The following is a 26,999-nucleotide window of genomic DNA, read 5'->3' as shown; positions in this document are numbered from 1 at the left end:
CGGCTCAGGCCAGCCGGCGGGCGCCCTGGGCGGCGAGGGCGGTGAAGACCCGCGGGGCGGTGTACCCGGCCGCGGCGAAGGCCGCGGTGACGGCCTCGGCCACGCGGTCCGCGTCGGCGTCGGCGACCAGGGCGATCACCGAGCCGCCGAAGCCGCCGCCGGTCATCCGGGCGCCCAGCGCCCCGGCGGCGTTGGCGGTGGCGACCACCAGGTCGGTCTCGGCGCAGGAGACCAGGAAGTCGTCCCGCAGCGAGGCGTGGCCGGCCGTGAGGATCGGCCCGAGGGCGGCCGGGTCCCCGGTGAGCAGCGCCTCGACGGCGGCCTCCACCCGGGCGTTCTCGGTCACCACGTGCCGGGTCAGGGAGCGCAGCCCCTCGTCGGGGAGGGTCTCCAGGGCGGCGGGCAGGCCGGCCAGGTCGAGGTCGCGCAGCGCGGCCAGGCCGAGCAGTTCGGCGGCCTTCTCGCAGCCCGAGCGGCGCTCGGCGTAGGCGCCGTCCGCGAGGTCGTGCTTGACCTGGGTGTCGATCACCAGCAGCCGCAGCCCGGCGGCGGCCAGGTCGACCGGCAGCTGGCGGGCGGTCAGCGTGCGGGTGTCCAGGAAGAGGGCCCGTCCGGCCTCGCAGCAGGTGGAGGCGAGCTGGTCCATCGCGCCGCAGGGCACGCCGACGAAGACGTTCTCGGCGCGCTGGGCGAGCAGGCCCAGCTCGACGGGGCCGAGCCCGAGGTCCCACAGGTCGTTGCAGGCGACGGCCACCACGCACTCCAGCGCGGCCGAGGAGGAGAGGCCGGCGCCGGTGGGCACGTCGCTGTCCAGGTGGACGTCGACGCCGCCGACCGGGTGCCCGGCGTCCCGCAGGGCCCAGACGACGCCCGCCGCGTACCGGGCCCAGCCGGGCACCGTGCCGGGCCGCAGCTCGTCGGCGGTCAGCTCGACCACCGCGCCGTCGGCCTGGGCGCTGTGCAGGCGCAGCAGGTCGTCCTCGCGCCGGCGGACGGCCGCCCGGGCGGCGTGCGGCAGGGCGATGGGCAGCACGAAGCCGTCGTTGTAGTCGGTGTGCTCGCCGATCAGGTTGACCCGGCCTGGTGCGGCCCAGATCCCGTCGGGGGCGCCGCCGTGGACGGCTGTGAAGGCATCGGTCAGCTGGTTGTCGGTCATCGGGCCACCTCGCGCAGGCGCCGGGCCGCGGCCTCGGGCGAAACATCGTTGACGAATGCATCCATGCCGGACTCGACGCCGGCCAGGTACTTCAGTTTGCCCGCCGTCCGGCGCACGGTGAAGAGCTCCAGGTGCAGGGCCAGCTCGTCCAGCCCGGGGCGGTCGTCGCCGGACGGAGCCTGGTGCCAGGCCGCGATGTACGGGGTGGGCGAGGCCTGGACGGTCTGACCGGGTTCGACGAACAGGCGGTCGAAGCGGCCCAGCAGGTCCAGGTAGAGGCCGGGGAACTCGGCGCGTTCGGCCTCGGTGAGGGCGGTCAGGTCGCGGACCCGGCGGTTGGGGTAGAGGTGCACCTCGTACGGCCAGCGGGCGGCGAACGGGACGAAGGCCGTCCAGTGCTCGCCGGCCAGCACCACCCGGTCGTGGTCCAGGTCGCCGGCGGCGACCGCCCGGGCGTGCTGGTCGAGTTCGGCGGCCAGCAGGTCCTCGAAGAGGTTGCGGCCGGTGCCCTCGCGGTGGGCGGCGGCCTGCCCGGCCATCCGGGCGGTGCGCGGGGTGACGAAGGGGAGGGCGTAGATCTGGCCGTGGGAGTGGGCCAGGGTGACGCCGATCTCCGCGCCGCGGTTCTCGAAGCAGTAGACCTGCCGGACGTCCGGCAGCGTGGACAGCTCCGCGGTGCGGTCCGTCCAGGCGTCCAGGACGAGGGCGACCCGCTCGGGGGTGAGGTCGGCGAAAGAGGCCTCGTGGTCGGGGGTGAAGCAGACCACCTCGCAGCGTCCGGTGCCGGCGGCGGCCGTGTGCAGCGGGTCCTCGGCCTGGCCGCCGGGGGCGTCGGCGCCGAGCGAGGGGAACCGGTTCTCGAAGACCACGACCTCGTAGTCGGCGTCCGGCACCTCGCTGGTGCGTCCGCCCCGGGAGGGGCAGAGCGGGCACTGGTCGGCCGGCGGGTGGTAGGTGCGGCCCTGGCGGTGGGCGGCGACGGTCACCCAGTCACCGGTCACCGGGTCGCGCCGGACCTCGGAGAGGCTGGCGACCGGCTCCAGCGCGCGGGAGTCGACTGCGGTACGTACCGTACCGGGCCGCGCGTCGTAGTAGATCAGCTCGCGGCCGTCCGCCAGCTTGGTGATGGTCTTGTTCACGGCTTCCGCTTTCTGGCTGCGCTCGGTCTCGGCCCGCAGGGGCGAGCGTTGCCAACATATTCGAACCCGATGCGACAAAAGTCAACATCAGACGGCGATATGTTTTTTCGGCCACCGAATACCGGCCCGCGCAGGCCTCCCCCGCAGGCCAGGGGGCGGGTCAGCCGGCGGCCGCCGCGCTCTCCCGGAAGCGGCGCAGCAGCTCACGGGCCGGCGCGCTGGTGGTGTCGAAAGCCTGACTGGCGATGTCCGGGGCGACGGCCGCACCGAGGAAGAACGCCCACCGGCAGCTGAAGCAGAAGGCGATCTCGAACAGGACCTGGCCCTCGAAGAGGCCCCCGGCAGCGGCATGCGCCCGGATCCCGAACCCCGGGACGAAGCAGCGCATCGCCGGGCCGACGGGCAGCGCCGACACGAGGCCGAACACCTCCTGGGCGTCCTCCCAGCGGTCGACGGTCTCGCCGGCCACGGTGCCGGCTTCGGTCCGCCAGGCGGACGGATCGGTGATGCGGACGGCCTCGACGTAGCCGGCCATGGCGGAGGTGGTGGGTATCAGCATCCGGGCAGTCTCCCGAAGGACCGGCTCGGCGGCCAGTGCGATTCCCGCCCCCCGCCACCGGGGATCCCAAGCGCGCCGGCTATCCGGCCGCGCCGAGGGTAGCGTCCAGCACCCGCGCCCACTGGCGGACCACACCGGCGCGGCGGGCGCTGTCGTCGGTGAGCAGGTTGGCCAGGCCCAGGCCCCGGGCCATGTCCATGGTGGCCTGGACGGTCTCCCGCACGCCCGGGGTGCTCTCGTCGACGCCCAGGAAGTCGACCGCCGCGCGGTGCGACACCCGGCCGACGTGGTTCTCCAGCGCCACGATCCGCTCCCGCAGCGGCTCCTCGGTCGCGGCGGCCACCCACAGGTGCAGCGCGGCCCGGAACAGCGGGCCGGTGTAGAGCCGCACGATCATGTCGACGACCGCCTCGGTCCGCCGCGGGCCGGGCGCCGGCAGCTCGTCCGCGTGGGCGCGGACGGCTGCCAGACGCTCGGCCGTGACGTGCTCGACGGCCGCGGTGAAGAGATCCTCGCGGGTCGGGAAGTGGTGCTGGGCCGCCCCCCGGGAGACCCCGGCGCGCTCCGCCACCACCGAGACCGTGCTGCCGTTCCAGCCCAGCTCGGCCAGGCACTCCACGGCCGCCTCCAGCAGCCTGCGGCGGGTGGCGCGACTGCGGTCCTGCTGCGGCGCGCGGGCGGCGGCCTGGCCGGCCTGCGGCGGGGTGGTGGTCGGCGGGGTGGTCATCGGCAGTCGGCGTCCCTGTGGGTGCGGGTGGAGCTGCGGGCAGGTCCTGGGCGGACGCCCCGATCCTCCCAGATCACCCGGCCGCCGCCCGTTCGCGGTCCCGCAGCTCCCGCCGCAGGATCTTCCCGCTCGCCGACTTCGGCACCGCCTCCAGGAACTCCACTGCCCGCACCTTCTTGTACGGGGCCACCTGCCCGGCGACGAAGTCGGCGACCTGCTGCTCGGTCAGCCCGCTGCCGGGCGCGCGCACCACGAAGGCCTTCGGCCGCTCGACCCCGTCCGGGCCCTGGACGCCGATCACGGCCGCGTCGGCGATCTGCGGATGGGTCAGCAGCAGCGCCTCCAGCTCGGCGGGCGCCACCTGGTAACCCTTGTACTTGATCAGCTCCTTCACCCGGTCCACCACGAACAGGTAGCCGCGCTCGTCCACGTACCCGACGTCGCCGGTGTGCAGCCACCCGTCCGCGTCGATGGTGGCGGCCGTGTCGGAGGGCCGGGCGAAGTAGCCCTTCATCACCTGCGGCCCGCGGACCAGGATCTCCCCCGGCTCGCCCGCCCCCAGGTCGGCGCCGGCGGCCGCGCCGCCCGCGTCCTCGCCCTCCAGCGCGGCGATCCGCAGTTCGGTGGAGGGCACCAGCCGGCCGACCGAGCCGCGCGCCGGGTCCGGGTCGTACGGGGATACGACATGGGTGACGGGCGACAGCTCGGTCATGCCGTAGCCCTGGAGGATCCGCGGCAGGCCGAGCCGGCGGGCGCAGGCCTCGGCGAGGTCGGCGTCCAGCGGCGCGGCGGCGCTCAGCACGTACCGCAGCGAGGACAGGTCGTACCGGCCGACCAGCGGGTGCTTGGCCAGCGCGAGGACGATCGGCGGGGCGACGATCAGCGCCTCCACCCGCTGCTCCTGGATGGTCCGCAGGAACTGTTCGAGATCGAACCGGGGCAGCACCACCACGGTCGCGCCGCAGCGCAGCGGCTGGTTGAGCAGTGCGGCCAGCCCGTAGATGTGGAAGAAGGGCAGCACGGCCAGCACCCGCTCACCGACCGCCGGGCGGTAGAGCGCGTCCGTCTGGGCCAGGTTGGTGGCGATCGAGCGGTGGGTGAGCATCACGCCCTTGGGCAGGCCGGTGGTGCCGCTGGAGTAGGGCAGCACGGCGATGTCGGCGGCCGGGTCGATCACCGGCGTGGGCTCGGGCGCGGTGGACGCCAGCAGGTCGGCCAGCGAGCGGTGGCCCTCGGCGCCGTCGCAGACGATGATCTCGGCGATCGGCTCGCCCTCGGCGGCCAGCGCGTCGGCGGCGGCCCGGGCGACCGGCAGGAACGGCGAGACGGTGATGATCCAGCGGGCCCGGCTGTCGCGGAGCTGGGTGGCCAGTTCACCGGCGGTGGTGAGCGAGCTGACGGTGGTGACGGTCGCGCCCGCCGCCGTCGCGCCGAAGTAGACCACCGGGTAGGCGATGGTGTTGGGGCTGTACAGGGCCACCACGTCGCCGGGCCGCACCCCCGCCTCCGCCAGCCCCGCGCTCGCCCGCCGGACGGCCCCGGCCAGCCGGCCGTAGCTCACCGACTCCCCCGTGACGCCGTCTATCAGGGCCGACACGTCCGGGTGCTCGCCGGCCGCGCCGAGCACGGCCAGGTGGACGGGCAGGTCGACGGGCTCGACGTCGGGGTACTCGCTGCGGAACACCATGCATGCCTCCTGGGTGGATCCTGACGACTGCTCACAGGGTGGCGCCGATCCGGCCCGGTGGACAGATGCCCGCCGATGATCCGAACTGACGAAAAATCGGCACGGGAGGCGCGGCGCGCTTGCCCGGCCACGGAGCGCGGCTGACGGTGAGAACTCCCCTGCGCCCGCCCACCGCACCACTGGAGTCCCCGACGTGACGTCCTGCCACCGCCCCGAACCCCCCGCCGGCTCCGCCGCCGGACGTGCCCTCACGGTGGGCGCGCTCACCGCCCTGCTCGCCCTCGGCGCCGCCCCCGCGGCCCACGCCGCGCCGGGCGACAACGGCGACATCAAGGTGCACGGGAGCACCACGCCCGTGACGGACCGGCGCGACGAGCCGCAGGTCTGCCGGTTCTACCTGGACGCCTTCGACTTCGACGACCTGCAGCTGGTCGACTGGACGATCGAGCAGCAGCCGCCGACCGGCACCCAGCAGGTGAGCACCGGGGTGCTGGCCCTGCTCAGCGGCACCGGCCAGACCCAGATCATGTCCCTCCCGGACGGCCACTACCGGGTCAACTGGACCTTCGTGGGACAGACCGGCAGCGCCAAGCACAAGGTGTTCACGGTCTCCTGCCCGCCGGCCGGCGGCCCGAGCGACGTCGCCGCGCCCGTACCCCCGCCCGGCCCCGGCGGCCCGAGCAACCTCGCGGTCCCCAGCACCTCGCCCCGGCCGTCCGGCAGTCCCGCGGCCGGCGGCGGCCGCCCGCCGGGCACCGGCGGACCGCACGGCGGACTGGAGGCCGGCGGCGGCGGCACCTCGCACGACCCGCACGCCGTCGAGGTCGGCGCCGGATCGGCGCTGCTGGCGCTCGTGGCGGTACTGGGCATCCGCGCCGTCCGCCGCCGCACCGCCCGCAATGCCGCATCCTGAGGCCAGGAACCAGGAGCCGGGGCGTCGTGCCCAGGCGCGGCTGACCGCCGCGGCCGTCGCACTCGCCCTGGCCCTCGGCATCTGGCTGGTGCACGACGGCGCGGGGGCGAGCGGCCCGCCCGCGCCCGGGCCGGCCGCCGCGCCGGGGCCGGACACCACCGGCGCACCGGCCGCAGGTTCCACGCCCACGGCGGGCCCCCGGCCGGGCAAGCCGCCCCCCGCGCCGCTGCCGCCCTCGGTGCCGACCGGCGTCCGAATCCCCTCGATCAAGGTCACCGCTCCCCTCCTCGGACTGGGCCTGGACGGCGCCGGACACCTGGAAACACCTCCGCTGAGCGCCCCCGGCCAGGCCGGCTGGTACCGGGACGGCGCCTCCCCCGGCACACCGGGCAACTCGATCGTCGCGGGGCACGCGGACACCCGCTCCGGGCCGGCCGTCTTCTACCGGCTGGGACTGCTGCGCCCGGGCGACACGGTGGAGATCACCCGGCAGGACCGCCGGACGGCCGTCTTCAGCATCGACGCGGTGCGGACCTACCCCCGGTCGGCCGTGCCGGACACCACCGTCTACGGCCCCACCGAGCGTCCCGAGCTGCGTCTGATCACCTGCGGGGGCAAGTACGACAAGAAGGCCGGCTACTCGGACAACGTCGTGGTCTTCGCGCACCTCACCGCGACCCGCTGAGCCGGGGCCTGCTGCGCCGCGACCTGCCGCGTCGCGACCCGTCGAGCCGGGGCCGGGCCGGGCGGCTCCTCAGTACGAGCGCGGCAGCCCCAGGGTGTGCTGCGCCACGTAGTTGAGGATCATCTCGCGGCTGACCGGCGCCACCCGGCCCACCCGGGTGGCGGTGAGCAGCGCGCCGAGCCCGTACTCCTGGGTCAGGCCGTTGCCGCCGAGGGTCTGGACGGCCTGGTCCACGGTACGGGCGGCGGCCTCACCCGCCGCGTACTTGGCCATGTTGGCGGCCTCGCCGGCGGCCAGGTCGTCGCCCGCGTCGTAGAGGTGGCCGGCCTTCTGGGTCATCAGCCGGGCGAGTTCGATCTCGATCGCGCAGACGGCCAGCGGGTGCGCCAGGCCCTGGTGCGCGCCGATCGGAGTGTCCCAGACCGTACGGGACTTGGCGTAGTCGACGGCCTTCGCCAGCGCCTGCCGGGCCAGGCCCAGGGAGAACGCGGCGGTCATGATCCGCTCCGGGTTGAGCCCCGCGAACAGCTGGAGCAGACCGGCGTTCTCGTCACCGACCAGGGCGTCGGCCGGCAGCCGGACGTCGTCCAGGAAGACCTGGTACTGCTTCTCCGGGGCGACCAGCTCCATCGGGATCGGCCGGTACTCGAAACCGGGGGTGTCGCGCGGGACGACGAACAGGGCGGGCTTGAGCTTGCCCGTCCGCGCGTCCTCCGTCCGGCCGACGAACAGCACGGCGTCGGCGTGGTCGATGCCGGAGACGAAGACCTTGCGGCCGGTGAGCAGCCAGTCGTCGCCGTCGCGGCGGGCGACGGTCGAGATCCGGTGGGAGTTGGAACCGGCGTCGGGCTCGGTGATCCCGAAGGCCATCCGGCGGGTGCCGTCGGCGAGCCCCGGCAGCCACCGCTGCTTCTGCTGCTCGGTGCCGTAGCGGGCGATGACCGTGCCGCAGATCGCGGGTGAGACGATCAGCAGCAGCAACGGGCAGCCGGCGGTGCCGAGTTCCTCCAGCACGATGGCGAGGTCGGTGATCCCGCCGCCGCCTCCGCCGTATTCGACGGGCAGGTTGACGCCGAGATATCCGGCCTTCCCGGCCTCCGCCCAGAGTTCGTCGGCGGGCAGGCCCTGGCGGGCCTTGTCGAGGTAGTAGGCGGAGCCGTAGCGGCGGCCGAGGTCACCGACCGCGCGGCGCAGGGCCTGGCGTTCGGGGGTCTCGATCAGCGGGCTGGTGCTCCCGGGCGAGGCGTCGGCGGGCTGGGCGGAGGTGGTCGTGGTGCGCGGTGCGGACATCCTGGGGGTCCTTCCGGGCGGGTCGAGGGTGGTGGGTGACGGGCTGACCAGATGGACGGCGGGCTGGGATCCGGGCCGAGCAGTCAGGGTGCCGGGTCGGCCGTGGGCTTCACCACGGCGAGCAGCGCCCCGAGTTCGACCTGCCGGCCGGGGGCGGCGTGCAGTTCGGTGAGGACGCCGTCGACGGGGGCGGTGACGCGGTGCTCCATCTTCATCGCCTCCAGCCAGAGCAGGGGCTGGCCCGCCGTGACGGTGTCCCCCGGGGCGGCCGCGACGCGCACCACGATGCCCGGCATCGGCGCGAGCAGCGCGCCGGGGTCGGTGTGCGCGGCGGGGGCGGGGAAGCGGTCGAGGGCGGTGAAGGCGGTGGATCCGGCCGGCTCGTCCACGTGCACGAGGTCGCCGTAGCGGGCGACGTCGAAGCTGCGGCGCAGCCCGTCGACGGCGAGCACGACCTGCTCGGACGTGGCCGAGAGCAGGGTGGTGGCGGGGTGCCCGTCGGCGTCCAACTCACCTCGGCGGCCCAGGCGGTAGCGCACCTCGTGCTCCGTCCCGTCCGGCGCCCGGTAGCGCTTGGACTGCGGCTGGGAGGGCAGGTTGCGCCAGCCGGAGGGCAGCGCGGTGCGGCGGGCGGCGGCGTCCGCGAGGGCGGCTGCCAGCGCCCGCAGCGGGTCGCTCTTCGGGCCCGCGGGCAGCAGGGCGTCGGCGTGCTCGGCGAGGAAGGCGGTGTGCACCCGCCCTTCCAGGAAGGCCGGGTGGCGCAGCGCCGCGACCAGCAGGTCCCGGTTGGTGGTGAGCCCGTGGACCCGGGCGCGGGCCAGGGCGGTGGCCAGCCGGCGGGCGGCGGCGGCCCGGGTGGGGGCCCAGGCGACGACCTTGGCGAGCATCGGGTCGTAGTGGATGCCGACGGTGCTTCCGGCCTCGGCGCCGGAGTCGAGCCGCAGACCGGTGTCGCCCGGCGTGGTGCCGAAGGCGACCTGGACGGAGGGCAGTTCGAGCGCGTGCAGGGTGCCGGTCTGCGGGGCCCAGCCGGCTGCCGGGTCCTCGGCGTAGAGCCGGGCCTCGATGGCGTGGCCCCGGGTCGGCGGGGGCTCGGCGGGCAGTGCTTCGCCCTCGGCGACGCGGAGTTGGAGGGCGACCAGGTCGAGGCCGGTGACGCATTCGGTGACCGGGTGCTCGACCTGGAGGCGGGTGTTCATCTCCAGGAACCAGAACCGGCCGTCCGGGCCGAGCAGGAACTCGGCGGTGCCGGCACCGGTGTAGCCGATGGCGCGGGCCGCGGCGGTGGCGGCGGCGTACAACTCGGCGCGGTCCGCCTCGGCCAGGCCGGGCGCCGGTGCCTCCTCGATCACCTTCTGGTGGCGGCGCTGGAGCGAGCAGTCTCGCTCGCCGACCGCCCAGACGGTGCCGTGGGTGTCCGCCATCAGCTGGACCTCGATGTGCCGGCCGGTGGGCAGGTACGGCTCGCAGAAGACCTCGTCCGAGCCGAAGGCCTTCGCCGACTCGGCTCGGGCGGCGGCGAGTTGGCCGGCCAGTTCGTCCGGCGTGCGCACCACCCGCATGCCGCGTCCGCCGCCGCCGGCCGCCGCCTTGACCAGCAGCGGATAGTCGGACGGGGCGGGGTTCTCGACCGCGCCGAGGACGGGGACGCCGGCGGCCGCCATCAGCCGCTTGGCCTCGGTCTTGGAGCCCATCGCGGCGATCGCGGCGGGTGGCGGGCCGATCCAGGTGAGGCCGGCGTCCAGCACGGCCTGGGCGAATCCGGCGTTCTCGGAGAGGAAGCCGTAGCCGGGGTGGACGGCGTCGGCGCCCGCGTCCAGGGCGGCCCGGACGATCAGGTCGGCGCGCAGGTAGGTGTCGGCGGCGGTGGCCCCGGGCAGCCGGACGGCGGTGTCGGCCTCGCGGGTGTGCGGGGCGTCCGCGTCGGGGTCCGAGTGCACGGCGACGGTGGCGATGCCCAGGTCGCGGCAGGTGCGGAAGACCCGGCGGGCGATCTCGCCGCGGTTGGCGACCAGCAGAGACGTGATCATGTTCGGTGAGTCCCTCACATCCGGAAGACGCCGTAGCCGCGCGCGCCCTCGACGGGAGCGTTGTGGATCGCGGAGAGGCAGAGGCCGAGCACGGTACGGGTGTCGCGCGGGTCGATGACGCCGTCGTCGTAGAGGCGCCCGGAGAGGAAGACCGGCAGCGACTCGGCCTCGATCTGCTGCTCGACCATCGCCCGGATCGCGGCGTCCGCGTCCTCGTCGTAGGGCTGGCCCTTGGCCGCGGCCGACTGCCGGGCGACGATCGACAGCACCCCCGCGAGCTGCTGCGGGCCCATCACGGCGGACTTGGCGCTGGGCCAGGCGAACAGGAAGCGCGGGTCGTAGGCCCGCCCGCACATCCCGTAGTGCCCGGCCCCGTAGGAGGCGCCCGTCAGCACCGAGATGTGCGGGACCTTGGAGTTGGAGACCGCGTTGATCATCATCGCGCCGTGCTTGATGATGCCGCCCTGCTCGTAGTCCTTACCGACCATGTAGCCGGTGGTGTTGTGCAGGAAGAGCAGCGGGATGTCGCGCTGGTTGGCGAGCTGGATGAACTGGGCGGCCTTCTGCGACTCCTGGCTGAACAGCACCCCCTGGGCGTTGGCCAGGATGCCGACGGGGTAGCCGTGCACGCTCGCCCAGCCGGTGGCCAGGCTGGCGCCGTACAGCGGCTTGAACTCGTCGAAGTCGGAGCCGTCCACCACCCGGGCGATCACCTCGCGCGGGTCGAAGGGCACCTTGAGGTCGCCCGGGACGATGCCGAGCAGCTCCTCCTCGTCGTACTTCGGCGGGGCGGCCGACCGGTCGGGGCCGGGGCCGGCCTTGCGGTGGTTCAGCCGGGCGACGATCCGCCGGGCGAGCCGCAGCGCGTCGGGCTCGTCCAGGGCGAAGTGGTCGGCCAGGCCCGAGGTGCGCGCGTGCATCCCGGCGCCGCCGAGCGACTCGTCGTCGGACTCCTCGCCGGTGGCCATCTTCACCAGCGGCGGCCCGCCGAGGAAGACCTTGGCACGCTCCTTCACCATCACGGTGTGGTCGGACATGCCGGGGACGTACGCCCCGCCGGCGGTGGAGTTGCCGAAGACCACCGCCACCGTGGGGACGCCGGCGGCGGAGAGCCGGGTGAGGTCGCGGAACAGCGCGCCGCCCGGGATGAAGATCTCCTTCTGGCTGGGCAGGTCGGCACCCCCGGACTCCACCAGGTTGACCAGCGGCAGCCGGTTCTCCAGTGCGATCGCGTTGGCCCGCAGGGCCTTGCGCAGCGTCCAGGGGTTGCTGGCGCCGCCGCGCACGGTCGGGTCGTTGGCGGTGATCACGCACTCCACGCCCTCGATCACGCCGATGCCGGTGACCAGCGCGGCGCCCACCGGGTAGTCGCTGCCCCAGGCGGCGAGCGGCGAGAGTTCGAGGAACGGGGAGTCCGGGTCGACGAGCAGTTCGATGCGTTCGCGGGGCAGCAGCTTGCCGCGGGCGCGGTGGCGCTCGACGTACTTGGGGCCGCCGCCGGCCAGGGCCTTGGCGTGCTCGGCGGCCAGCGCGTCGAGCCGCTCCCGCATCGCGTCGCGGTGCTCGGCGAACTCGGGGCCCGCCGGGTCGAGGCGGGTGGGCAGGACGGTCACAGCAGCGCCTCCGGGATGTCGAGGTGGCGGGAGCGGAGCCACTCCCCCAGGGCCTTGGCCTGCGGGTCGAAGCGCACCTGCGCGGCCACGCCCTCGCCGAGCAGGCCCCGCACGGTGAAGTTGACCGCCCACAGGTTCGGCAGCAGATGCCGGGTGACGGGCAACTCGGCGATCTCCGGCAGCAGTTCGCGCAGTCGTCGGACGGTGAGGGTGTGCGCCAGCCAGCGCCAGCCGTCCTCGTCGCGGGCCCAGACGCCGAGGTTGGCGTCGCCGCCCTTGTCCCCGCTGCGGGCGCCGGCCACCCGCCCGAGCGGGGCCCGGCGGGTCGGGCCGGCCCCGGGCGGCGGCGGCAACGGCGGTACGGCGAGCGGCTCCAGGACGCGGGTGGCCGGCGCGGGCGGGACGGCGACGCGGGTGCCGTCGGGGAGCACCGCCGTGTGCTCGACGGCCGCCGGGTCGACGTACGCGGCCTCGAAGACGCCGTAGGGGGCGCCCGGGCCGGGCGGGGCGGTGAGGTGGAAGCCCGGGTAGCTGGCCAGTGCGAGCCCGACGGCGGCGGAACTCACCGGGCGGCCGACCTTGTCCCGGTCGCGGTCGCGGACGACCAGCCGCAGCAGGGCGCTCGCCTCCTCCTCGCCCGGGGCGTCCGGACGGTCGGTGCGGGCCAGGGTCCAGCGCAGTTCGGCCGGCCGGTCCTCCCCCAGTTCCTGCTCCAACTGCTCCCGGACGAGGGCGGCCTTGGCCTCGATGTCCAGCCCGGTGAGCACCAGGACCACCTCGTTGCGCCAGCCGCCGAGCCGGTTCAGGCCCGCCTTCAGGGTCGGCGGCGGGGCCTCACCGCGGACTCCGCCGATCCGGACCCGGTCGGGCCCGTCCCCGGTGAGCCGGACGGTGTCCAGCCGGGCCGTCACGTCGGGGCCGGCGTAGCGGGCGCCGTCCGTCTCGTACAGCAGCTGTGCGGTGACCGTCCCGATGGTGACGGCGCCGCCGGTGCCGGGGTGCTTGGTGATCACACTGCTGCCGTCGGCGTGCAGTTCGGCGATCGGGAAGCCCGGGCGGCGCAGGTCGTGTTCGAGGAAGAAGGCGTAGTTGCCGCCGGTCGCCTGCGCCCCGCACTCCAGTACATGGCCGGCCACCACCGCCCCGGCGAGGGCGTCCAAGTCGCCCGGCCCCCAGCCGAAATGGGCGGCCGCCGGGCCGGCGACCAGGGCGGCGTCGGTGACCCGGCCGGTGACCACCACCTCGGCGCCGGCCCGCAGGCAGTCCGCGATGCCGAAGGCGCCGAGGTAGGCGTTGGCCGCGAGCAGCCCACCGGGGAGACCCAACTGCGCCGCCCTGGGCAGCAGATCGTCCCCCTCCACGTGCCCGACCCGGACGGTGAGCCCTTGGTCGGCGGCGAGCTCGCGCAGTGCGGCGGCCAGCCGGGCGGGGCTGAGCCCGCCGGCGTTGACCACGATCCGCACGCCCCGGTCGAGCGCCAGCGCGAGGGACTTCTCCATCTGCCGCAGGAAGGTCTTGGCGTACCCCGAGGCAGGGTCCTTGGCGCGGTCCCGGGCCAGGATCAGCATGGTGAGTTCGGCGAGGTAGTCGCCGGTCAGGACGTCCAGCGGGCCGTCGGTGAGCATCTCGTGGACGGCCTCGAAGCGGTCGCCGTAGAAGCCCGAAGCATTGCCGATCCGCAGCACCGTGGCGCCTCCCCTGCCGTGCCGGTTGCCTTCGGGCAGCAGCGTGGCACCGGCCCCTGGAAAAAGCAAGCATGCATGCTTGTTTATCCGCGGGCAGGTGGGAGTGCGGTGGTGGTCGGACACTCACCGTTTCGCGTGCTGACCTGGCCATAGCCGTGCGGCCGTGCCGACCAGGCCGGCCAGGGCGAGGGAGCGGCTGTGCGCGGGCCAGGCGATGTGCGTCACGACGGGAGGTGCGTCGGCCAACGGAACGGCCGCGTGCTCGGCCCACAGCCAGGAACGGGCGGAGTCGGGGGCGACCGCCACAATGCGTCCGAGAGCGATCAGCTGGGCCAGTTGTGTCTGGTTGTGGATCTCGGGGCCAGGGCCGGGTGCGTAGGTGCCGCGGCTGGGCCAGCGGGCGAGCGGCAGACCGGGCACGTCCCTGACATCGGCCAGGGACAAGGTCTCGCGGGCGGCGAGGGGGTGCCCGGCGGGCAGGACGGCGACCTGACCCTCGGCCACCAGCGGCTCGCTGTCGAACCCGGCGAGCGAGTTCCACGGCGTGTGCATGAGCGCGACATCGGCGCGTCCGTCGCGCAGCAGCTCTTCCTGCTCGCAAATGCCGCACGGCAGCACCTCGATCTCGGCGCTGTCGGGCTCGGCCGCGTAGGCGTCGAGAAGCTTCCGCAGCAGTGCGTGGGACGCGGCGGCCTTCACCGCCAGGACCAGCCGGCCGCGGGGGCCGCCAGGACTGTCGGCGCCCCCGGCGCGCCGGGTGCGGCGGACGGCGGCGGCGGCGGCGTCGAGAGCCGCCCGGCTCTCCTGCAACAGCACCTCCCCGGCACCGGTCAGGCCGACACCGCGGCGGTCGCGGTCCAGCAGACAGACCCCCAGGCGCCGTTCGAGCTGCTGGATCGCCCGTGACAGCGGCGGCTGGGCCATGCCCAGCCGCTCGGCGGCCCGGCCGAAGTGCAACTCCTCGGCCACGGCCACGAAATACCTCAACTCGCGGGTCTCCAGGGTGTCCACGGCCGCAGCATACGCGGTGATACCCGCCGGGTATGACAGGGCACCGTACCGGTGTTGGCCGCACCACCCGCCCACGGGCCAACATCATCTTCATGAGCGAAACGAACACCGCGCTGGTGACCGGCGCGAACAAGGGCATCGGCTACGAGATCGCGGCCGGACTGGGCGGCCTCGGCTACCGCGTCGGCGTGGGAGCCCGCGACGCGGCCCGACGCGAAGCCGCCGTCGACAAACTGCGCGCCGCCGGCGTGGACGCGTTCGGGGTACCACTGGACGTGACCGACGACCGCAGCGTCACCGCCGCCGCGGAACTGGTCGAACGACTGGCCGGACGCCTGGACGCCCTGGTCAACAACGCCGGCATCCCGGGTGAGATGGGCCCCGGATGGCTGCAGGAGCCGACCACGCTCGACCTGGAGGTGCTCCGCACCGTCGTGGACACCAACGTCATGGGCGTCGTCCGGGTCACCAACGCGATGCTGCCACTGCTGCGGCGCTCCGCCTCCCCGCGCATCGTCAACGTCTCCAGCAGCGTCGGCTCCCTGGCCCGACAGGCGGACCCGGACACCGAGGTCGGCCCCGTCATGGCGGCCTACGCACCGTCGAAGTCCTTCCTCAACGCCCTCACCCTGCAGTACGCCCGGCACTTCGAAGGCACCAACATCCTCATCAACGCCGCCTGCCCGGGCCTGGTCGCGACCGACTTCACCGGCTTCCACGGACCGCGCACCCCCGCGCAGGGCGCGGCCACCCCGATCCGGCTCGCCACCCTCCCCGACGGCGGCCCGACCGGCTCCTTCTTCGAGGACGACGGCGTCGTCCCCTGGTGAGGTGCGGCGGTCGTCATCCACGGGGTGAGGCGGCCTCGCCCGCACACCTCGGGGAGGTTCGTCGCCTGCGGAGCGCTGCCCCGACCGACGCCCCGGCGCCCGGGGCAGCGCTCCGCTGCGTCCCCGTGAAGGTCCCCCGCAGCGCCCCGTCCGGGTTGCCCGCACCGCGACGGACGAGGCCGGTTCCCGCCCGGAGATCGCCCAGCAGTAAGATCGTTCCGCAACACGACGTCAAGGGGAGCTCAGTGGCGCAGGTTGCGGTGATAGGCGGGGGAATCAGCGGGCTGGGGACGGCGCTCATGCTCGGCCGGCGGGGCCACCTGGTCACGTTGTTCGAACAGGACGCACGGGAGGCCGGCGAGGACCTGAACCGGGACTTCTTCCACTGGAACAGGCCCCGGGTCCCGCAGGCCGTCCAGCCGCACTCGTTCCTCGCCCCCGTGCGTACCGTGCTGCGCGCCGAGATCCCTGACGTCCACGCGGACCTGTTGGCGCGCGGAGCTCGGGAGTACCACGACTTCGATTGGTTCGGTGAGCATCCGCCGCATCGGGCCGGCGACGAGGACCTGGTGACCCTGCGCACCCGCCGCATCGTGCTGGAGGCCGCCCTGAGCGCGGCCGTGCGGCGGGAACCCACCGTGGACGTGCGGCGAGGCTGCCGGGTGCGCGCCCTCACCTTCGGGGAGGGCCGCCCTGCCCGGGTCACCGGCGTGCAGGTGGGCGCGGAAACGCACCGGGCGGACCTCGTCGTCGACGCGTCCGGTCGTCGCTCACCGGTCCCCGCCTGGCTGATCGCGGCCGGCTGCCGCCCGCCCGTGGTCGACAGCCACCGGACCGGCATCGCCTACCTGTGCCGCTGGTACCGCCTGCGGGCCGAAGGCCCGCGTGACCCCGGGCGGGTGAAGACCGGCTCGGCCGCACCCTTCGCGCTCGCCGGCGTCTTCCCTTCCGACAACGACACCTTCGCGGTGCACCTGGTGCTCTCCACCGGCGATCCGACCCGCGGCGCGCTCACCGACCCCGCCGTGTTCGAGGCCGCCGCCCGCCGCTTTCCCGCCACCGCCGCCTGGCTCGACCTGGCCCCCGAACCGCACTCCGCCGTTCTGGCGATGGCCGGCCTGGACAACCGCTGGACCTCCCTCGTCGACGAGGACGGACCTGTCGTCACGGGTCTGGTCAACGCCGGGGACAGCCTCGTCCACACCAACCCCACCCTGGGCCACGGCGTGGCCCTCGGCCTGCTCGCCGCCCAGCAGCTGGCCACCCACGTCGACCGGTTCGTCGTGGACCCCACCGGCTACCATGCCTGGACAGCGCAGGCCCTCCGCCCGTGGTTCGACGCTCAGGTGACGGCCGACCGGGCCAACGCGCAGCGCCTCGCCGAGAGTTCACCGTCCTCGGACCGGCGGGCCGCCGCCCTGGCCGCCTGCGCCTTCGACGACCCCGTCGTCATGCGGGCCCGAGCCCAGGTGCGCCACCTCCTGCGACCGGCCGACGACGCCTACGGCACCGAGGAGGTGGACCGACACGTAACAGCCTGGCTGGCGGCCCACCCGGACTTCTCACCGGAACACGACGGCCCGACCCGGGACCAATGGGATGCGCTCGTCCCGGGCTGAGCACTTGCAAAACCGAGGCGGCCCGACCGGCAACGGCAGCAGCCGGCGTCACCGCGGGTGCGGGAAGCTTCGGGCCGGCCGGGCCCGGGTAACGGACTCCCGGGCCCGGCCCGTGACCCGGCTGGCTGTCACCGCCGCGTCCGGCGTGACGGCGGCTCCTGACCGGCGCTGACCGGCGCGAACGCCCCTCGGCGGCGCGTCCGGCGAACGAGCACGGGCCGGGCGTAGGAACATTCCCGAAGAGATCCCGGCCGAGGTGTCCGATCGGGGCCGCGGCGTTCGTAGTAGGGGTGAAGGCGGCCCGAGGAGCGGTCGCCCGACGACAGGAGATGGTCCCGATGGCGCAGTACCTGGTTTCCGTTCTCGCCGACTCGTCCCAACTCGCCACCGAGCAGGAGATGGCCGCGATCGGGGCGTTCAACCGGCAGCTCAAGGCCGAGGGCCACTGGGTCTTCGCCGGCGGCCTCAGCTCGCCGGACACCGCCACGGTCGTCGACGGCCGGGACGGCGAAGCACTGTTCACCGACGGCCCGTTCCTGGAGTCGAAGGAGTACATCATCGGCTTCTGGATCATGGAGGCCCCCGACCTCGACGTGGCGCTCCGGCTCGCCGGCCAGGGGTCGAAGCACTGCAACCGCAGGGTCGAGGTCCGGCCGATCCTGGGCGCATGACCGACGTCGACGCGGTGCTCACCCGGGTCCACCACGAGGAGTGGGCCCGGGTCGTCGCGACCCTGGCCAGGCGCTACGGGGACCTCGACATCGCCGAGGAGACGGCCGCCGAGGCGTTCGCCACCGCCGTCGAACGCTGGCCGGTCGACGGAGTCCCGCCGAACCCCGGCGGGTGGCTCACCACCACCGCCCACCGCAAGGCCATCGACCGGATCCGGCGCGAGGCCCGGCGCACGGAGAAGCACAAGGAGGCACTGATGCTCTCCGACACCCCCCAGCCGGTCGACGCGGTCGAGCCGGTCGAGCCGGTCGACGCCGTCGAGGACGACCGGCTCCGCCTCGTCCTCGTCTGCTGCCACCCCGCCCTGGCCGTGCCGGCGCAGGTGGCACTGACCCTGCGGATGGTCGGCGGGCTGACCGTGCCCGAGATCGCCCGGGCGTTCCTGGTCGAGGAGAGCACCCTGGGCCGACGGATCACCCGCGCGAAGGCGAAGATCAAGGCGGCGAGGATCCCCTACCGCGTACCGTCGCGCGAGGACCTCCCGGCCCGGGTGACCGGGGTCCTCGCCGTCCTCTACCTGATCTTCAACGAGGGCTACCTGGCCACGGACCCGGCGCAGCACGCCGTCCGTGGCGACCTGACCGCCGAGGCGATCCGGCTGGCCCGTCTGGTCCACGGCCTGCTGCCGGAGGACGGCGAGGCCGCCGGACTCCTGGCCCTGATGCTCCTGACCGAGGCCCGCCGGCCAGCTCGGGTCTCGGCGAGCGGTGAACTCGTCGCCCTCGGCGAGCAGGACCGCGGCGCCTGGGACCGCACGCTGATCGCCGAGGGCCACGCCCTGGTCCGCGCCCGGCTGGCCTGCGGCCAGGCGCCGGGGCGCTATCAGGTGCTCGCCGCGATCAACGCCGTCCACACCGACGCCCCCGACGTCCGTGACACCGACTGGTCGCAGGTCCTCGCGCTCTACGACCGGTTGGTCCGCCTGGACCCCTCCCCGATCGTCCGGCTCAACCGGGCGGTCGCCGTCGCCGAACTCGACGGCCCTCAGGTCGCGCTGGCCCAGCTGGACGGCCTCCCGCTGGAGGGCTACCACCCCTTCCACGCCACCCGCGCCGACCTGCTGCGCCGGCTGGGCCGGAGCGAGGAGGCGAGGGCGGCGTACGACCGGGCCATCGCCCTGGCGGGCAACACCGCCGAGACGGCGTACCTGGTCCGCCGGCGCGACCAGCTGGCCGGCGGATGAATGGGACGACACCCTCGTCGCGGGCGATCCCCTGGTCGGTGCCGGATTCCGAGCCGGCGGGCCGATCGCCCCCCGTTCAGCCGCCGAGGAGGCGTCCACGCGCGGGACGCGCGGGTCCTGCGGGACGAGTGGTCGGCCCGGGATCCCGTCCGCACAGCCGTGCGCGGGAGCCCGCACGGCCAGCCGCTCAAGGTCGAACAGGTCGAAGACGGTCCGGGCGTCGGCGACGCCTCGGGCCTCGCGCCTCGCACGTGATTAATCACTTGCCAGTCGGAGCGACGCTCAGAATCATGCGCATGATGAGCGACCTACCCGAGCGTTGGAGCCAGGCAAGCGTCTACCCCGACATGTGGGCGGACCCCGACAAGGACCCTCGTAACAACGAAGGCCCCAGTCCGGACGGCGAGTTGGCCACGCTGCAGGACTATCTGACGAGCTATCGGCTGACCCTGCGGATGAAGTGCGAGGGGTTGACGCCGGAGCAACTCGCGCGGCGGTCGGTACCGCCGTCGACCATGTCCCTGCTGGGGCTGGTCCGTCATCTGGCCGAGGTGGAGCGGGACTGGCGCAACTGGATCACGCCGGGTGACCCGGAGCCCAAGCTGTACGGAGCGCGGGACGGCGACTTCGAGGGGGCGGCGGCGGAGCAGGAGCTGGTCGACGGCGCGTTCGCCGACCTCGTCCGCGAACAGGCCGCCACCGACGCGGTGCTGGCCGAGTACCCGGATCCGGCCGTGCGGGTGGGGCGCCACGGCGACTCCGTCCGGGGGCTGCTGGTCCACCGGATCGAGGAGTACGCGCGTCACTGCGGGCACGCCGATCTGCTCCGCGAGTGCGTGGACGGCCGGGTGGGGCAGTAGCCCCCTCGGCCCGGACGGTGCGGACCGGGCCGAGCCGGCGGACGGCGAGGTCACCACTGCACCGCCGCCCGGGGGCCGTACCGGTGGGCCGCGCGCCCGGCCGGCGGCATCGCGAGGAAGGCACCGACGGCGGGTGCGAGCAGCGCGATGCCGAGCTGGCCGGCGTTCAGGTGCAGGTGGAGCCGGATCCACGGGATCCGGGTGACGAAGCTGCCGGTGACGGCCCCGTGGATCGCGAACACCAGGCTGAATCTCACCCTGGCCCGGCGGGCCTCCTGTTGGTCGCCCATGAACCGGGCCCTCCCCTTCTGTGCAGGTGGGCATCGACGGCCAGGAGGTGGCTCCGACGATGTGGACCTCGCGAGCGCCCTCGGTGGTGCGACAGAATCTATCAAGCAGGGTTCCTGATAGATAACGGGTGGACGCGTTCCTTGCCCGAGGACCGGGAGCCGCAACGGCGATCCGGCCGCGACCGCAGCGCGCGGCGGGAACGGGAGCGGGAGCGGGACCAGGACGACGACCGGGACCGGGCCCGGAGTCAGAGCAGGGTCAGGATGCGGGGACCCTCCTCGGTGATGGCGACGGTGTGCTCGATGTGGGCGGCCCGGCTGCCGTCGACCGTCCGCAGGGTCCAGCCGTCGGGATCGGTGCGGTAGTCGTCGCGCCCGCCGGCCGTCAGCATGGGTTCGATCGCGAGGGCGAGCCCGTGGCGCAGCGGATAGCCGCGGCCGGGCCGGCCGCGGTTGGGGACGTGCGGGTCCTCGTGCATCGTGCGGCCGATGCCGTGGCCGCCGAAGCCGTCGAGCAGGCCGCAGTCCGCCTTGCGGGCGACCGCGCCGACGGCGTGGGAGATGTCGCCGATTCGACGGCCGACGGTCGCGGCGGCGATGCCGGCGTCCAAGGCCTCCTGGGTGGCGGCGATGAGCGCCAGGTCGGCGGGGCGCGGGGTGCCCACGGTGAAGCTGATCGCGGCGTCGCCCGTCCAGCCGTCGAGCCGGGCGCCGCAGTCGATGCTGACGAGGTCCCCGTCGCGCAGGCGGTAGTCGCCGGGGATGCCGTGCACGACCGCGTCGTTGACGGAGGCGCAGATCACCGCGGGGAAGGGCACGGGGGCGAAGGAGGGCTGGTAGCCGAGGAACGGGGAGCGCGCCCCGGCCTCGTCCAGCACGGTGCGGGCGGCCTCGTCCAGCTCGCGGAGGCTGACGCCCACGGCGGCCGCGGCCCGGACGGTCGCGAGTGCGCGGGCCACGACGCGTCCGGCTTCCCGCATCGCCTCCAGCGCCCTGTCGGTCTTGATCTCCACCATGTTCCTGACACTCCCCTGCGATGCGAACCAATACTTATACCGGTATTAGTATCACGGGTATGGTGAGAGTTCCTTTGAGTCCGCAGGAGCGGGAACGCGGCGAGCGCTTCGGAGCCCTGCTCCGCCGGGCCCGCGGCGAGCGCAGCATGGTGGACGTGGCGGCGGCGGCCGGGGTGTCCGCGGAGACCCTCCGCAAGATCGAGACCGGCCGGGCCCCGACCCCGGCCTTCTTCACCGTCGCGGCGCTGGCCCACGCGCTGGGCCTGTCGCTGGACGTCCTGGCGGCGGCCTGTGCGGAGGACGCCGACCACGGGGAGGAGGCCCTGTCCGCGTGACGGGCCCCCGCCGGCCGCGCCCTCAGGCCCGGCCGGCCGGCTCGGACCGCCCGGCGCCGTCCACCATGCCCTCCCCCGCGGCCGACCGCCCGCTGTCGCCCCGACGGGCCGTCAGGCGGCCGGCGAACGCCACGGCGAGCGCCAGCACGATCAGGGCCGCCGCCACCGCGAAGGTGATCCGCATGCCGGTGGCCACCGCGTCCGGACGCGCCGTCGTGACGTCGGCCGCCGCCGAGGCGAGGGCGAACACGGCGCCCATCACGGACGCGCCGGTGACCAGCCCGAGGTTGCGCGACAGGTTGAGCATGCCGGAGACGACACCCCGCCGGTCGGGGCGGACGTCCGCCATCACGGCGGTGTTGTTGGCCGTCTGGAACACCGCGTAGCCGGCCGTGACGACGACGATCGGCCCGAGGTAGCCGGCCACGCCGGACCGGGCCGGCAGCAGGGCCGGCGCCAGGCAACCGGCGGCCACGGCGGTCAGCCCGAGCACGGTCATCCGGGCCGCGCCGAAGCGGTCCGCGACCCGCCCGGCCGGCACCCCCGCCACCGCCGCGACCAGCGGTCCGACGGACAGCACCAGGCCGACCGGCGCCTCGCCGAGCCCCAGCCCGCGGGAGAGGTAGAACGGCCCGACCACCAGCGTGGCCATCATCACCGTGGAGACCAGCGCGCTCATGGCGAGGCTCGAACTCAGCGCCCGGTCACGGAAGACGGCGGGCCGGATCAGCGGCGAGGCGGCCGTGGCCTCGACCCGCAGGAAGAGACCGGCGCCGAACACGGCGGCCACCAGCAGAGCGAGGGTGAGCGCGCCGAAACCGCCGCGCCCCAGCGTCATGGCGAGTGCGTACGCCCCGAGGGTCAGGGCCAGCAGCACCGTACCGGCGTGGTCGAAGCGCGCCCGGCCGGTGGCCGCCCGCGGCCGGTCGACGGGCAGGTGGCGACGGGTGAGCAGCAGGGCCGGCAGTCCCAGCGGCAGGTTGACCAGGAAGATCGCCCGCCAGCCGAGCCCGGAGATCAGCAGCCCCCCGAGCGAGGGGCCGAGGGCGGTGCCGATCGCGGACATCGTCCCGAGCAGGCCCATCGCGCGGCCGGTCCGCTCCTGCGGGACGGTCTCCCCCACGAAGGCCATGGTGAGGGCCATCATCACGGCCGCCCCCACGCCCTGCGCGGCGCGGGCCGCGATCAGCAGCCAGAGGGCGGGAGCGAGCCCGCAGAGCACCGAGGCCGCCGTGAAGAGGGTGATGCCGGCCAGCAGCAGCCGGCGGCGGCCGATGAGGTCGCCGAGCCGTCCGACGCTGACGATCAGCGTGGTGACGGCGAGCAGGTAGGCGAGGACGATCCACTGGACCGCCTGGAACGAGGCGCCGAACGCGTGTGCCATGGTCGGCAGGCCGACGTTGGCGATGCTGGTGCCGAGCGAGGGAAGCAGCACGGACAGCGAGAGGCCGGCGAGCACCCACCGGAGGGACGTCTTCCGTCCGGCTCCTGGGGCCGCCGCCCCGTACCGCCCCGGGTCGGGCTGGGTCACGATGGACTCCGATCTCTCTGGTGGGTCCTGAAGCCCGGCCGCCGATCGGCGGGGGCGGGCCCGGTCGTACCCGGCCGGGCGGGTGGGCGCGGGCGCTGCACGGGATCGACCCGGCAGATGCACGGGGGCCGCCGGGGTGTGGTCGACCCGGCGGCAGGTGGCGGGGGCCGGTGGAATCGACCCGGCAGATGCGGCGGGGGCCGGGGGGTGACCGCTCCCCCGGCCCCCGCCGTCAGCGCTCCCGGGCGGTCACGCGGCCGGGCGTACGCCGGTGAAGACCGTGGTCGCGGCGAGCAGGAAGGCGTCCGGCCGCCGGAGGACTCCCTCGGGGGCCGACGGGTCGAGCAGCAGGTCGACGGTCCCGCGGTCCTCCTCGTCCAGGAACTCGCCCATCGCCTCCCGCAGCCGGGTGAGATGGGCGTGCAGGAAGGCCCGGGCCGTCCCGCCCAGCGGGGCCGGCAGGTGGAGCAGGGTGGTGAAACCGCGTGTCCCGACGAGGCCCGCGCGGCCGAGCATGGCGGCCCAGTCCTCGACCACGCCGGTACTGCCGGGCAGTTCGGCCCGCATGGCCTCGAACCAGTCCTCCTGGACGGCGTCGAGCCGGGCCTGCAGGCCGGGCCGGCCGATCCCGATGTCGCGCGGGAGGAAGCGCATCGGCAGCCCGCCCTCCGCGACGGCGAGCAGGCCGCCGGGCCTCAGCACCGCGGCGAGAGCGTCCAGGGCGCCCTGCTGGTCGCCGAGATGGTGCACCGCCCGGCTGCTCCAGACCAGGTCCGCGGTGCCGGGGCCGCCGTCCTCCTCCGGACCGGCCAGGCCCTCGGGCAGTTCCGCGTGCCGGACGGACACCCGGCCGGCCAGGCCGAGCCGCTCGGCGCGGACCAGGGCCCGGTCGAGCAGCCCGGGCGCGCCGTCCACGGCGACGGTCTCGGCGGCCGGGAAGGTCTCGGCCAGCAGGCAGGCCATCACGCCCGGCCCGCTGCCGACGTCGAGGATCCGGCGGACCTCGCGCTGCGGGCCGAGCAGGTCCTTCAGGTGGGCCGCTGCCCGGCGCAGCGCCGGGAGTTGGATCTCACCGTTGTTCTCCAGGTGGGTGGCCATCACCTCCCAGTCGATGTCGGTGCTGCCGTGGGCGTGGCCGTGGCCGTTCCCGTGGCCGGTTCCGTGGTCTTTGCCGTGGCCGTGGCCTTTGCCGTGGCCGTGTTCGGGGTCCTGGTGTGCGCTCATGGGGGAAGCGTGCCCCCGGGTTTCAGGGGCGGCAATTATTGTTGCCAATACCGGGACAGCGGGTTGGAATGGCCGCATGGAAGAAGCACCGACGTACCAGGCGGTCCTCGACGAGGTGGGCCCGCGGCTGAGGCGGCTGCGGGCGAAACGCGGGCTCACCCTGGCCGCGCTCGCCGAGACCACCGGCATCTCCAAGAGCACCCTGTCCCGGCTGGAGTCCGGGCAGCGGCGGCCCAGTCTGGAGCTTCTGCTGCCGCTCGCCGGTGCCTACGACGTGCCGCTGGACGACCTGGTCGGCGCCCCCGAGGTGGGGGATCCCCGGGTGCGGCTGACGCCCCGTCCGCTGGCGCACGGCGGGACCTTCGTCCCGCTCTCCCGTGGCCCGGGGCCGTTGCAGGCGTACAAGATGGTCATCGCCGACCGGGGGACCGAGCCGAACCTCCGCAGCCACGAGGGGTACGAGTGGCTGTACGTGCTGGAGGGGCGGCTGAGGCTCGTCCTCGGCGAGCACGACATCGTCCTCGGCCCGGGTGAGGTGGCGGAGTTCGACACCCGGGTACCGCACTGGTTCAGCGGCGCCGAGGGCCGGCCGGTCGAGGTGCTGAGCCTGTTCGGGCGGCAGGGCGAGCGGATGCACGTCCGGGCCAAGCCGCGGTCCTGACGGTGCGGCGGCCCGGCGGTGCCGCCCGGGTCACGGGGAACCGGAGGCGGGTCCGCGGGAATCGCCCGGGACCGGCCGGTGGTTGGCGCCTGCGGAACAGTGATCACGAAGGGGGACGCGATGGCGGGCGGGATCGGCATCCGGGGGACGGTCGCGCCGGGATTCGAAGCGGTGCGCGAGGAGTTCGCCGCCGCCCTGGCCGACGACCCGAACGAGCCGGGGGCCCAGCTCGCGGCATACCTGCACGGTCGGCAGGTGGTGGACCTGTGGGCGGGCGAGGGCCTGACGGGCGACTCCCTGACCGGCGTCTACTCCTCCACCAAGGGCGCGGCCTACCTGGTGGTCGCCCTGCTGGTGCAGGAGGGCGTCCTCGCCCTCGACCGGGAGGTCGCCGTCCACTGGCCGGAGTTCGCCGCCGGGGGGAAGGGCAGGCTGACGCTGCGCCAACTGCTGGAGCACCGCTCCGGAGTGGTCGGGGTGCCCGGCGGATTCACCCTGGCGGAGCTGGCCGACGACCGGGTGCTGGCCCGGCGGCTGGCGGCCCAGCGGCCCTGGTGGACGCCCGGCGAGGGCTACGGCTACCACGCGCTGGTGATCGGCGCGCTGACCGGGGAGGTCGTGCTCCGGGTCACCGGGCGGAGCGTCCAGCAGCTGTTCGAGGAGCGGATCAGGGCGCCCTACGGGCTGGACCTGCACCTCGGACTGCCCGAGGCACTGGAGCCGCGGTTCGTCGCGATCCGCCCGATGCGGCCGAGCGAGCAGGAGCTGGCCGCCTTCGAGGGTCCGGTCCCCGCGCCGGACAGCCTGACGGGGATCGCCTTCAACCTGCACGCCACCCCGCCGACCGACCTGGTCGAGTACGCCAACGCCCGGACGGTCCGGGCCCTGGGCCCGGCCTCCGGCGGCGGCATCGGCAACGCGCGTGGCCTGGCCCGGATGTACGCGGCGGCGATCAGCGGCGTGGACGGCCGGCCGCCGCTGCTGAAGCCCGACACCGTCGCCGAGTTCGGCCGGGTCCGCACCCCGGGCACCGACCTGGTGACCGGCGAGGCCGACCACTTCGGGCTCGGGTTCGAGGCGGAGAGCTCACGCTTCCCCTTTCTCGGGCCGGACGCCTTCGGGCACTGCGGCGCGGCCGGCTCCGAGGCGTTCGCCGACCCGCGCAGCGGCGTCGCCTACGGCTACACCCGGCGGCGCTTCGCCTTCCCCGGCGGCTCGGCCGTGGAGAACCTCCGGCTGGCGGCGGCGGTGCTGCGGGCCGCCGGCAGCGCGTAGCGGCCGGCGGGGCCGGGTAGCGCCTCGCGGACCGGACGGGCCCGGAGGCCCGGGCCCGGTCGCGGCGCCGTCGCCCGTACCGGCCTCAGGCCGGGTCCGTCACCGTGCCCGCCGAGGGGCCGGCCGGCGGTGCCGGCACGGGCACCGGCACCGGTCGGCGGTGCACCGCCCGGCCGGCCCGCCGGCCGAGCAGCAGGTAGCCGAGCAGCGCGCCCGTGGTGTTCAGGATGACGTCGTCGATGTCGAAGGCCCGGCCGGTGATCAGCGCGCCCTGGACGAGCTCGACCAGCAGCATCACCCCGGCCGTCCGGACCAGCACCCCGAACAGGCCGCGCGCCTTGGGCACCAGCACCGGCAGCAGTACGCCGAACGGCAGGCCGAGCAGGATGTTGCCGCCGACCTGCCGGGCCGCGTCCACGGTGGTGGCGTGCAGCAGGTAGTGGCGCAGCGAGTCGCCGGGGCGGACGTTGCTGTGCACCTGGCCGACCGCGCCGGGGACGGAGACCAGGGTGAGGCGGGCCAGCACCACGGCGAAGGCGACCATGCCCACGAACGCCGTCAGCAGCGCGAGCGCCCTGAGCAGGGCCGCCCGCCAGGAACGCCCCGGCGCCTTTGCCGGCGGCCCGGCCACGGCAGGACGGCGCCGGCGCCACCTCGCCCACCCGGCCGGGCCCGGCCGGCCCGCGTCCGTCCGTGCTCTGCCCGATTCCGCCCCGGCCATCTGCTTGATCATGACACCCCTCCGGTCACCGCTCTCCAGGGCTGGCCGTCTACCCGGGCTCGGCCGCGCCACTCCCCTGGCCTTGTCCCCGGCCCCGTCCCTTCCCCTGCCCCCGGCGGGCGGACGCCCGGTGCTCGGGGCGGGTCCGGCCGGACGGCCGGAATTCCGCCGGGGACGAGGTGCACCGGGCGCGATCCGGGGCACACGCGGAGCGGGCGACCGACGCG

The 26,999-nt window shown here is 74.8% G+C and carries 25 protein-coding genes; 10 read left to right on the top strand and 15 right to left on the bottom strand.

All coding sequences use genetic code 11. From position 1 onward, the window contains the following. Positions 1 to 4 precede the first annotated feature (4 nt). From galK to J2S46_RS35760, 5 genes are all read right to left on the bottom strand, one after another. Entirely contained in the window at positions 5 to 1,156 is a 1,152-nt protein-coding gene (gene galK / locus J2S46_RS35780; protein ID WP_191292152.1) for a galactokinase, read from the bottom strand. Then, positions 1,153 to 2,295 (bottom strand): galactose-1-phosphate uridylyltransferase, encoded by a 1,143-nt coding sequence (gene galT, locus J2S46_RS35775; RefSeq protein WP_191292153.1) that lies wholly within the window; start codon positions 2,293 to 2,295, stop codon positions 1,153 to 1,155. The genes galK and galT overlap by 4 nt, the downstream gene beginning before the upstream one ends. A gap of 160 nt (positions 2,296 to 2,455) precedes the next feature. Next, positions 2,456 to 2,854 (bottom strand): hypothetical protein, encoded by a 399-nt coding sequence (locus J2S46_RS35770; protein ID WP_191292154.1) that lies wholly within the window; start codon positions 2,852 to 2,854, stop codon positions 2,456 to 2,458. A gap of 79 nt (positions 2,855 to 2,933) precedes the next feature. Continuing rightward, positions 2,934 to 3,581: a TetR/AcrR family transcriptional regulator gene (locus J2S46_RS35765; RefSeq protein ID WP_191292155.1), complete on the bottom strand. Its 648-nt coding sequence runs from the start codon at positions 3,579 to 3,581 to the stop codon at positions 2,934 to 2,936. 73 nt (positions 3,582 to 3,654) lie between these two features. Continuing rightward, entirely contained in the window at positions 3,655 to 5,268 is a 1,614-nt protein-coding gene (locus J2S46_RS35760) for an AMP-binding protein (protein WP_191292156.1), read from the bottom strand. 193 nt (positions 5,269 to 5,461) lie between these two features. Here J2S46_RS35760 and J2S46_RS35755 point away from each other — a divergent pair, with 193 nt between their 5' ends. Next, positions 5,462 to 6,181, top strand: a complete 720-nt coding sequence (locus J2S46_RS35755; protein ID WP_191292157.1) for a hypothetical protein — start codon at positions 5,462 to 5,464, stop codon at positions 6,179 to 6,181. Next, positions 6,168 to 6,866, top strand: a complete 699-nt coding sequence (locus J2S46_RS35750) for a class F sortase (protein ID WP_191292158.1) — start codon at positions 6,168 to 6,170, stop codon at positions 6,864 to 6,866. The genes J2S46_RS35755 and J2S46_RS35750 overlap by 14 nt, the downstream gene beginning before the upstream one ends. 69 nt (positions 6,867 to 6,935) lie before the next feature. Here J2S46_RS35750 and J2S46_RS35745 read toward each other — a convergent pair whose 3' ends face one another. From J2S46_RS35745 to J2S46_RS35725, 5 genes are all read right to left on the bottom strand, one after another. Continuing rightward, positions 6,936 to 8,156, bottom strand: a complete 1,221-nt coding sequence (locus J2S46_RS35745; protein WP_191292159.1) for an acyl-CoA dehydrogenase family protein — start codon at positions 8,154 to 8,156, stop codon at positions 6,936 to 6,938. A gap of 83 nt (positions 8,157 to 8,239) precedes the next feature. Next, positions 8,240 to 10,186: an acetyl/propionyl/methylcrotonyl-CoA carboxylase subunit alpha gene (locus J2S46_RS35740; RefSeq protein WP_191292160.1), complete on the bottom strand. Its 1,947-nt coding sequence runs from the start codon at positions 10,184 to 10,186 to the stop codon at positions 8,240 to 8,242. Between the two features lie 14 nt (positions 10,187 to 10,200). After that, positions 10,201 to 11,799 (bottom strand): acyl-CoA carboxylase subunit beta, encoded by a 1,599-nt coding sequence (locus J2S46_RS35735; RefSeq protein ID WP_191292161.1) that lies wholly within the window; start codon positions 11,797 to 11,799, stop codon positions 10,201 to 10,203. After that, entirely contained in the window at positions 11,796 to 13,484 is a 1,689-nt protein-coding gene (locus tag J2S46_RS35730) for an acyclic terpene utilization AtuA family protein (RefSeq protein ID WP_191292210.1), read from the bottom strand. The genes J2S46_RS35735 and J2S46_RS35730 overlap by 4 nt, the downstream gene beginning before the upstream one ends. A 123-nt stretch (positions 13,485 to 13,607) precedes the next feature. Beyond that, positions 13,608 to 14,495: a LysR family transcriptional regulator gene (locus J2S46_RS35725; RefSeq protein ID WP_191292162.1), complete on the bottom strand. Its 888-nt coding sequence runs from the start codon at positions 14,493 to 14,495 to the stop codon at positions 13,608 to 13,610. A 92-nt stretch (positions 14,496 to 14,587) separates the two neighbouring features. Between J2S46_RS35725 and J2S46_RS35720 the strand changes: the two genes are divergently transcribed. The 5 genes from J2S46_RS35720 (at position 14,588) to J2S46_RS35700 (ending at position 19,719) form a co-directional block, all read left to right on the top strand. After that, a complete protein-coding gene (locus J2S46_RS35720) occupies positions 14,588 to 15,325 on the top strand; it encodes an SDR family oxidoreductase (protein WP_191292163.1) in 738 nt (245 codons plus the stop codon). 245 nt (positions 15,326 to 15,570) lie between these two features. Beyond that, positions 15,571 to 16,944 (top strand): FAD-dependent oxidoreductase, encoded by a 1,374-nt coding sequence (locus tag J2S46_RS35715; RefSeq protein WP_191292164.1) that lies wholly within the window; start codon positions 15,571 to 15,573, stop codon positions 16,942 to 16,944. A gap of 338 nt (positions 16,945 to 17,282) precedes the next feature. Then, positions 17,283 to 17,615: a YciI family protein gene (locus tag J2S46_RS35710; RefSeq protein WP_191292165.1), complete on the top strand. Its 333-nt coding sequence runs from the start codon at positions 17,283 to 17,285 to the stop codon at positions 17,613 to 17,615. After that, positions 17,612 to 18,859, top strand: coding sequence for an RNA polymerase sigma factor (locus J2S46_RS35705; RefSeq protein ID WP_191292166.1), 1,248 nt, complete (start codon positions 17,612 to 17,614; stop codon positions 18,857 to 18,859). Before J2S46_RS35710 ends, J2S46_RS35705 begins: the two co-directional genes overlap by 4 nt. Positions 18,860 to 19,158: 299 nt before the next feature. After that, entirely contained in the window at positions 19,159 to 19,719 is a 561-nt protein-coding gene (locus J2S46_RS35700; protein WP_191292211.1) for a DinB family protein, read from the top strand. Positions 19,720 to 19,769: 50 nt separating this feature from the next. On the opposite strand, the gene J2S46_RS35695 is transcribed toward J2S46_RS35700, so the two are convergent. Both J2S46_RS35695 and map read right to left on the bottom strand, forming a co-directional pair. Further along, complete coding sequence (locus J2S46_RS35695; protein ID WP_191292167.1) at positions 19,770 to 20,009, bottom strand: hypothetical protein; 240 nt, start codon at positions 20,007 to 20,009, stop codon at positions 19,770 to 19,772. A gap of 248 nt (positions 20,010 to 20,257) precedes the next feature. Next, on the bottom strand, positions 20,258 to 21,025 hold the full coding sequence (map, locus tag J2S46_RS35690) for a type I methionyl aminopeptidase (RefSeq protein ID WP_191292168.1): 768 nt from the start codon (positions 21,023 to 21,025) through the stop codon (positions 20,258 to 20,260). A gap of 59 nt (positions 21,026 to 21,084) precedes the next feature. On the opposite strand from map, the gene J2S46_RS35685 reads away from it, so the two are divergent. Beyond that, the gene (locus tag J2S46_RS35685; protein WP_191292169.1) at positions 21,085 to 21,360 is read left to right on the top strand and encodes a helix-turn-helix domain-containing protein; all 276 of its coding nucleotides are present in this window, start codon (positions 21,085 to 21,087) and stop codon (positions 21,358 to 21,360) included. A 22-nt stretch (positions 21,361 to 21,382) separates the two neighbouring features. Here the strand turns inward: J2S46_RS35685 and J2S46_RS35680 are convergent, their stop codons facing one another. Both J2S46_RS35680 and J2S46_RS35675 read right to left on the bottom strand, forming a co-directional pair. Further along, entirely contained in the window at positions 21,383 to 22,891 is a 1,509-nt protein-coding gene (locus tag J2S46_RS35680; protein ID WP_191292170.1) for an MFS transporter, read from the bottom strand. A 249-nt stretch (positions 22,892 to 23,140) separates the two neighbouring features. Then, positions 23,141 to 24,115, bottom strand: a complete 975-nt coding sequence (locus tag J2S46_RS35675) for a class I SAM-dependent methyltransferase (protein ID WP_191292171.1) — start codon at positions 24,113 to 24,115, stop codon at positions 23,141 to 23,143. Positions 24,116 to 24,191: 76 nt separating this feature from the next. Here J2S46_RS35675 and J2S46_RS35670 point away from each other — a divergent pair, with 76 nt between their 5' ends. Both J2S46_RS35670 and J2S46_RS35665 read left to right on the top strand, forming a co-directional pair. After that, positions 24,192 to 24,776, top strand: coding sequence for a helix-turn-helix domain-containing protein (locus J2S46_RS35670; RefSeq protein ID WP_191292172.1), 585 nt, complete (start codon positions 24,192 to 24,194; stop codon positions 24,774 to 24,776). A 120-nt stretch (positions 24,777 to 24,896) separates the two neighbouring features. Continuing rightward, on the top strand, positions 24,897 to 26,051 hold the full coding sequence (locus J2S46_RS35665; RefSeq protein ID WP_191292212.1) for a serine hydrolase domain-containing protein: 1,155 nt from the start codon (positions 24,897 to 24,899) through the stop codon (positions 26,049 to 26,051). A gap of 85 nt (positions 26,052 to 26,136) precedes the next feature. Here the strand turns inward: J2S46_RS35665 and J2S46_RS35660 are convergent, their stop codons facing one another. Next, a complete protein-coding gene (locus J2S46_RS35660; RefSeq protein ID WP_370882281.1) occupies positions 26,137 to 26,682 on the bottom strand; it encodes a VanZ family protein in 546 nt (181 codons plus the stop codon). Positions 26,683 to 26,999: the final 317 nt, after the last annotated feature.

It is taken from the genome of Kitasatospora herbaricolor, from assembly GCF_030813695.1.
Taxonomy (GTDB): Bacteria; Actinomycetota; Actinomycetes; order Streptomycetales; family Streptomycetaceae; genus Kitasatospora; species Kitasatospora herbaricolor.
The sequence above is the reverse complement of the archived record's forward strand: the minus strand, read 5'-3'. Positions and strand labels throughout refer to the sequence as shown.

Coding starts and splice junctions, on each gene's coding strand:
- galK (WP_191292152.1), bottom strand. CDS start 1,156: ATGACCGACAACCAGCTGACCGATGCCTTCACAGCCGTCCACGGCGGC.
- J2S46_RS35770 (WP_191292154.1), bottom strand. CDS start 2,854: ATGCTGATACCCACCACCTCCGCCATGGCCGGCTACGTCGAGGCCGTC.
- J2S46_RS35765 (WP_191292155.1), bottom strand. CDS start 3,581: ATGACCACCCCGCCGACCACCACCCCGCCGCAGGCCGGCCAGGCCGCC.
- J2S46_RS35760 (WP_191292156.1), bottom strand. CDS start 5,268: ATGGTGTTCCGCAGCGAGTACCCCGACGTCGAGCCCGTCGACCTGCCC.
- J2S46_RS35750 (WP_191292158.1), top strand. CDS start 6,168: ATGCCGCATCCTGAGGCCAGGAACCAGGAGCCGGGGCGTCGTGCCCAG.
- J2S46_RS35745 (WP_191292159.1), bottom strand. CDS start 8,156: ATGTCCGCACCGCGCACCACGACCACCTCCGCCCAGCCCGCCGACGCC.
- J2S46_RS35740 (WP_191292160.1), bottom strand. CDS start 10,186: ATGATCACGTCTCTGCTGGTCGCCAACCGCGGCGAGATCGCCCGCCGG.
- J2S46_RS35720 (WP_191292163.1), top strand. CDS start 14,588: ATGAGCGAAACGAACACCGCGCTGGTGACCGGCGCGAACAAGGGCATC.
- J2S46_RS35710 (WP_191292165.1), top strand. CDS start 17,283: ATGGCGCAGTACCTGGTTTCCGTTCTCGCCGACTCGTCCCAACTCGCC.
- J2S46_RS35705 (WP_191292166.1), top strand. CDS start 17,612: ATGACCGACGTCGACGCGGTGCTCACCCGGGTCCACCACGAGGAGTGG.
- J2S46_RS35700 (WP_191292211.1), top strand. CDS start 19,159: ATGAGCGACCTACCCGAGCGTTGGAGCCAGGCAAGCGTCTACCCCGAC.
- J2S46_RS35695 (WP_191292167.1), bottom strand. CDS start 20,009: ATGGGCGACCAACAGGAGGCCCGCCGGGCCAGGGTGAGATTCAGCCTG.
- map (WP_191292168.1), bottom strand. CDS start 21,025: ATGGTGGAGATCAAGACCGACAGGGCGCTGGAGGCGATGCGGGAAGCC.
- J2S46_RS35685 (WP_191292169.1), top strand. CDS start 21,085: ATGGTGAGAGTTCCTTTGAGTCCGCAGGAGCGGGAACGCGGCGAGCGC.
- J2S46_RS35675 (WP_191292171.1), bottom strand. CDS start 24,115: ATGAGCGCACACCAGGACCCCGAACACGGCCACGGCAAAGGCCACGGC.
- J2S46_RS35670 (WP_191292172.1), top strand. CDS start 24,192: ATGGAAGAAGCACCGACGTACCAGGCGGTCCTCGACGAGGTGGGCCCG.
- J2S46_RS35665 (WP_191292212.1), top strand. CDS start 24,897: ATGGCGGGCGGGATCGGCATCCGGGGGACGGTCGCGCCGGGATTCGAA.